This is a genomic window from Burkholderia sp. Ac-20384 (genome assembly GCF_017104605.1).
GTDB classification, from domain to species: Bacteria; Pseudomonadota; Gammaproteobacteria; order Burkholderiales; family Burkholderiaceae; genus Burkholderia; species Burkholderia lata.
On sequence record NZ_JAAGPE010000497.1, the window covers coordinates 1 to 4,162 of the forward strand.

Here is a 4,162-nt window from a genome sequence, read left to right on the forward strand (position 1 = left end):
GGATCTACACAGTATCTTACGTTCTTTCCCTCCGCGCCGCTCTTCCGATGGCGCCGCCGATCACCGAGCCCGTGCTGCCGCCGAGCGCACCGCCGACCGCTGCGCCGGCTACCCCGCCGAGCGCGCCGCCAAGCGCGTTGTTCATGTCACCTGCCATAGCCGGCAGTGCAGTCGCGCCGGTCAAAGCGGCGACGACGAGAGCGGGGGCGATTTTCTTCCACATTCCCGTATTCTTCCTTGTTCGCAATCTGGTTATTGAAGGTCCGCTCGGTACGACGATCTGAATCGATCGACGTCGGGTCAGGCATTGTGCCGAACCGCGGACCAATTCATTTCAATGAGCTTGCGGCGAAGAATAGCACCGGTCCCACATCCTTGCCGTGGACATTCTGGTAACAAGTTGTTTACGAATAAGCAACCTCGAACGCACGCGCCGGAATGCCCGCAAACCCGCGCCGGCATTGGCTTCGCCGAGGGTCCGGCCCTGTGGAAAAACAGGCCGGCCATGCGGGGCGTCGCACGTTTGCGACACACGTGGCAACACATCGGGAACGAAACGTGGGCCGGGCCCGAAATGGCGGCCTGGAAGAAATGAAGAGGGTCAGTACACGCCGGGCAGCAGACGCCAGGTTCGCGCGCAATACGCGTCGTATTCGGCGTCGAATTGCGCATGCAACAGCGCCTCCTCGGAGCGGATGCGCGCGACGAGCGGCACCATCGTCAGCACGACCAGCAGCAAGCCGACGCCCGAGCGGAACGCCAGCGCCCAGCCGACCGAATTGACGACCAGGCCGAGATAGCTCGGATTACGGATGCGGCTGTAGATGCCGTCGGTCACGAGCGTATGGCCCGGCTGGATCGCGACGAGCCCGCTGAAGCGCTTGCCGAGCACGAATACAGGCCAGATGCGCAGCACGCCGCCCGCGATGTACAGCACGACGCCGATCCAGCGCACCGTATCGCCGCCGAAGGTCCAGAAGTCGAGCCGGTCGGTCAGCGCGGGCAGGTACGCGAGCAGGAACCCGCTTACCCCGAACGCCGCGAGCACCCAGCGATTGTCGCGGTTCTCGCGCTCGCCGCTGCTCAGGTTGCCTTCGGTAAACATCGCGACGACGGCCATCGCGAGCGTCGCGACGACGACGACGGTCAGCGGTGGATGCGAGAAGAAGGCCGCGAATCCGCCGCTGCCCAGCACGGCGAGCCCGAGATAGACGAGCGTGGAGACGCCCGACACGACTGCGACCTTGCGGGTGACTGTCATGACTGCCTCGCCGGAGTGCCCTTTCCTGTGAAGTATAGGAAGCGCGCACACACCGCGCAGCGCACCGCCGTCATGCGGTACGCGAATCCGCGCGCGTCATCCGGCACAACGCGATGGCGCTGACCTGTGCGGCCAGCGCCCGAGCCCGGTGCCGGATCAGCGGATGCGGAAGTTGCCGCCGATCCCGACGCTGACGGGCGGCGCGTAATACGCCGGCGCATAGCCGTAGTAGGCCGGCGCGGGCGCATAGCCGTACGGCGGCGCGACGTAGCAGCCGGACAGGCCGCCGATCAGGGCAAGCGTGATGAGAAGTCTGGTCATGGCTCGATTCCCGGCGCGAAAGACGAATGGCACCTCGCGAAAGCCGCGCCATCGCGCGATGCGGCGGCCGGCACGAAGAGGCGATCCGCCCTTCCTGTCGCTCAGTGAAGCAATGCGCGGAGTCTAGCGCCGGGTGGGCCGGGCCGAGTTTCGCCAGCGGTTACACGTGTTACCTCGCATGACCGCTGAAACAGGCGATGGCCGGCAGCCGGCCAGTACGCCGTGCCGTGCCACGCGTTGTGCGACCGACGTGTTACACGAATCGTGCACGAATGCGCTGCGCAAGCGCTTCGAGCGTCGCCGCGTCGGCGATCTCGCGCGCATGCATCTTCAGCTCGGCGCCTTCCCAGCGCGGGATCACGTGGAAGTGCACATGCGGCACCGTCTGGCCGGCGGCCGCGCCGTTGAACTGGCCGATGAACACGCCATCCGGCTCGAGCGCCGCGCGCACCGCCGCCGCGACACGCTGCGTCATGCGGATGCCGGCCGCGGCGGCGTCGCCGGACAACTCGAAGATCTGCGCGGCCGGCTCCTTCGGGATCACGAGCACGTGGCCGTCGGCCTGCGGCATCAGATCCATGATCGCGAGGGTCGCGTCGTCTTCCGCGACTTTCACGCACGGCAGTTCGCCGCGGAGGATTTTGGCGAACGGGTTGTTGTTGTCGTAGGACATGGCGTTTTCCGATAACGGTTGGACTGGGAGAGTAGGAAAGCGATGCCGGACGATTATCGGCCGATGGCGGGTCGGATTTCAACTTGTCAGGTCGAGTCGCTCTTTCTGCGAACAATGGATGTCGATACGCATGCAACGGGCGTAACGGACTGGAATATCCGGCCGTCGCCATCCGTTTATTTCGAGCGCGGGTTCACGCGGCAACCGTACGATCGCGAACCTGCGCCGGACACCCGTCGGCTGCGCAGGCCGGCAGCCGGGATGACTGCTCGCGATCATCAACCGGAGTCATGCCATGGACCCTCTCCCCTCCTGTCGTTCCCCCGCCGCGCCCGTGTTCGCAGTCGATCCGCCGGTCGTCGCACGCGTCCGGCGCACGCTTGCGCGCTCGCTATGCCGCGCGGCTTGCGGCGCCGGGCTGCTCGCACTGTCGTCGGCTTTCGCGTGGGCCGGCGGCAGCGACATCATCCTGCCGATTCCATCGTTCACCGCCTCGACGGTGCCCACCAACGGCGACGTCAATCCATACGGCATCGCGTTCGTGCCGCGCGGCGTGCCGAGCTGGAGCACGCTGAAACCCGGCGACGTCGTCGTGTCCAACTTCAACGCGGCGTCGAACGCGCAAGGCACCGGTACGACGATCGTGAAGCTGACTCCCGGCAAGACGCCGGCGACGACGTTCTTCCAGGGCAGCAATCTCGGCCTGACGACCGCGCTCACGGTGCTGCGCAGCGGCTTCGTGCTGGTCGGCAACGTGCCGGCGCCGGACGGCAAGACCGTCGTGCCGCCGGGTTCGCTGCTCGTCATCGGCCCGCAGGGCAATCTCGTCACGCAACTCAGCAGCGCGGCGCTGCTCGACGGGCCCTGGGACATGACCGTCATCGATCGCGGCCAGCGCGTGACCGCGTTCGTGTCGAACGTGCTGAACGGGACGGTGTCACGGATCGAACTCGCGATCAGCGACAACGGCGTCACGATGCTGCCAGGCTCGCGCGTCATCGCATCGGGCTACGTGAATCGAACCGATCCCAATGCGCTCGTCGTCGGGCCGACCGGCCTCGCGTACGACCCGAACATCGACGTGCTTTACGTTGCATCCACCGGCGACAACGCGGTGTTCGCGATCCAGAACGCCGCGTCGACGAATCGCAACGGCGGCGTCGGACGGATGATCTATTTCGACGCCGCTCACCTGCATGGCCCGCTTGCACTGGCGCTCGCACCGAACGGCCATCTCGTGACCGCGAACGGCGACGCGGTCAACGCCGACCCGCAGCAGCCGAGCGAGATCGTCGAATTCACGGTGGACGGGCGCTTCGTCGCGCAAATGCAGGTCGACACCGTTTCGGGGGCCGCGTTCGGCCTCGCGTTCGGGCACGGCAGCAAAGGCCAGCTGGAATTCGCAGCCGTCGACGACAACACGAATACCGCGACGGTCTGGACCCTGCGGTCCGACAACAACAACGCGCAGTGATGCGCCGCCTGGACGGGTCGCACGCGGCCCGTTCGACCCGAGCGATCGACACACACGAGTCACACATGCCGGGCACCTTGCGCGCTGTCGACGCCGCCCGGCATGGCACGCGCCTGCGATTGCCACCGCCGGCCCGAACCTGCGACACTGCCGGTTCATGTTCTGCCTGCCGACAACCGAGGACGCTCGCGCATGACGATCCCCTTCAAGAAGCTGATCCTGCGCGGCGTCGCGCTCGCCGTCGTCGCGGCGATCGGCTACACCGGCTACATGCTGTCCCGGCTCGCCCCCATCGCGACCGGTTATGCGGCGAAGGCGCTGTGTTCCGGCGTGTACGTGTCGGGCCGCCCGGCCGCCTCAGTGATCGACGTCGACATCATGGCCGGCGTGCATCCGCTGCTGAAACTGGTACACCCGTCGATCGATCCCGAAA

Annotated in this window: 4 protein-coding genes and 2 pseudogenes; 2 read left to right on the forward strand and 4 right to left on the reverse strand. The window is 66.5% G+C overall.

The genetic code is table 11. The features are described 5' to 3' along the window. Window positions 1–43 precede the first annotated feature (43 nt). The 4 genes and pseudogenes from G3O00_RS43725 to G3O00_RS40500 all read right to left on the reverse strand — a co-directional run. A pseudogene (locus G3O00_RS43725) lies at window positions 44–223 on the reverse strand (hypothetical protein); the annotation flags it as partial. A 378-nt stretch (window positions 224–601) separates the two neighbouring features. Beyond that, window positions 602–1,261 (reverse strand): isoprenylcysteine carboxylmethyltransferase family protein, encoded by a 660-nt coding sequence (locus tag G3O00_RS40490; protein WP_206146352.1) that lies wholly within the window; start codon window positions 1,259–1,261, stop codon window positions 602–604. Window positions 1,262–1,417: 156 nt separating this feature from the next. After that, the gene (locus G3O00_RS40495) at window positions 1,418–1,582 is read right to left on the reverse strand and encodes a hypothetical protein (protein ID WP_011353821.1); all 165 of its coding nucleotides are present in this window, start codon (window positions 1,580–1,582) and stop codon (window positions 1,418–1,420) included. A 253-nt stretch (window positions 1,583–1,835) separates the two neighbouring features. After that, the gene (locus G3O00_RS40500) at window positions 1,836–2,255 is read right to left on the reverse strand and encodes an HIT domain-containing protein (RefSeq protein ID WP_041493445.1); all 420 of its coding nucleotides are present in this window, start codon (window positions 2,253–2,255) and stop codon (window positions 1,836–1,838) included. Between the two features lie 295 nt (window positions 2,256–2,550). Between G3O00_RS40500 and G3O00_RS40505 the strand changes: the two genes are divergently transcribed. Next, window positions 2,551–3,729 (forward strand): hypothetical protein, encoded by a 1,179-nt coding sequence (locus G3O00_RS40505; protein WP_206146353.1) that lies wholly within the window; start codon window positions 2,551–2,553, stop codon window positions 3,727–3,729. Window positions 3,730–3,921: 192 nt separating this feature from the next. Continuing rightward, a pseudogene (locus tag G3O00_RS40510) lies at window positions 3,922–4,162 on the forward strand (serine hydrolase); the annotation flags it as partial.

Coding starts and splice junctions, on each gene's coding strand:
- G3O00_RS40490 (WP_206146352.1), bottom strand. CDS start 1,261: ATGACAGTCACCCGCAAGGTCGCAGTCGTGTCGGGCGTCTCCACGCTC.
- G3O00_RS40495 (WP_011353821.1), bottom strand. CDS start 1,582: ATGACCAGACTTCTCATCACGCTTGCCCTGATCGGCGGCCTGTCCGGC.
- G3O00_RS40505 (WP_206146353.1), top strand. CDS start 2,551: ATGGACCCTCTCCCCTCCTGTCGTTCCCCCGCCGCGCCCGTGTTCGCA.
- G3O00_RS40500 (WP_041493445.1), bottom strand. CDS start 2,255: ATGTCCTACGACAACAACAACCCGTTCGCCAAAATCCTCCGCGGCGAA.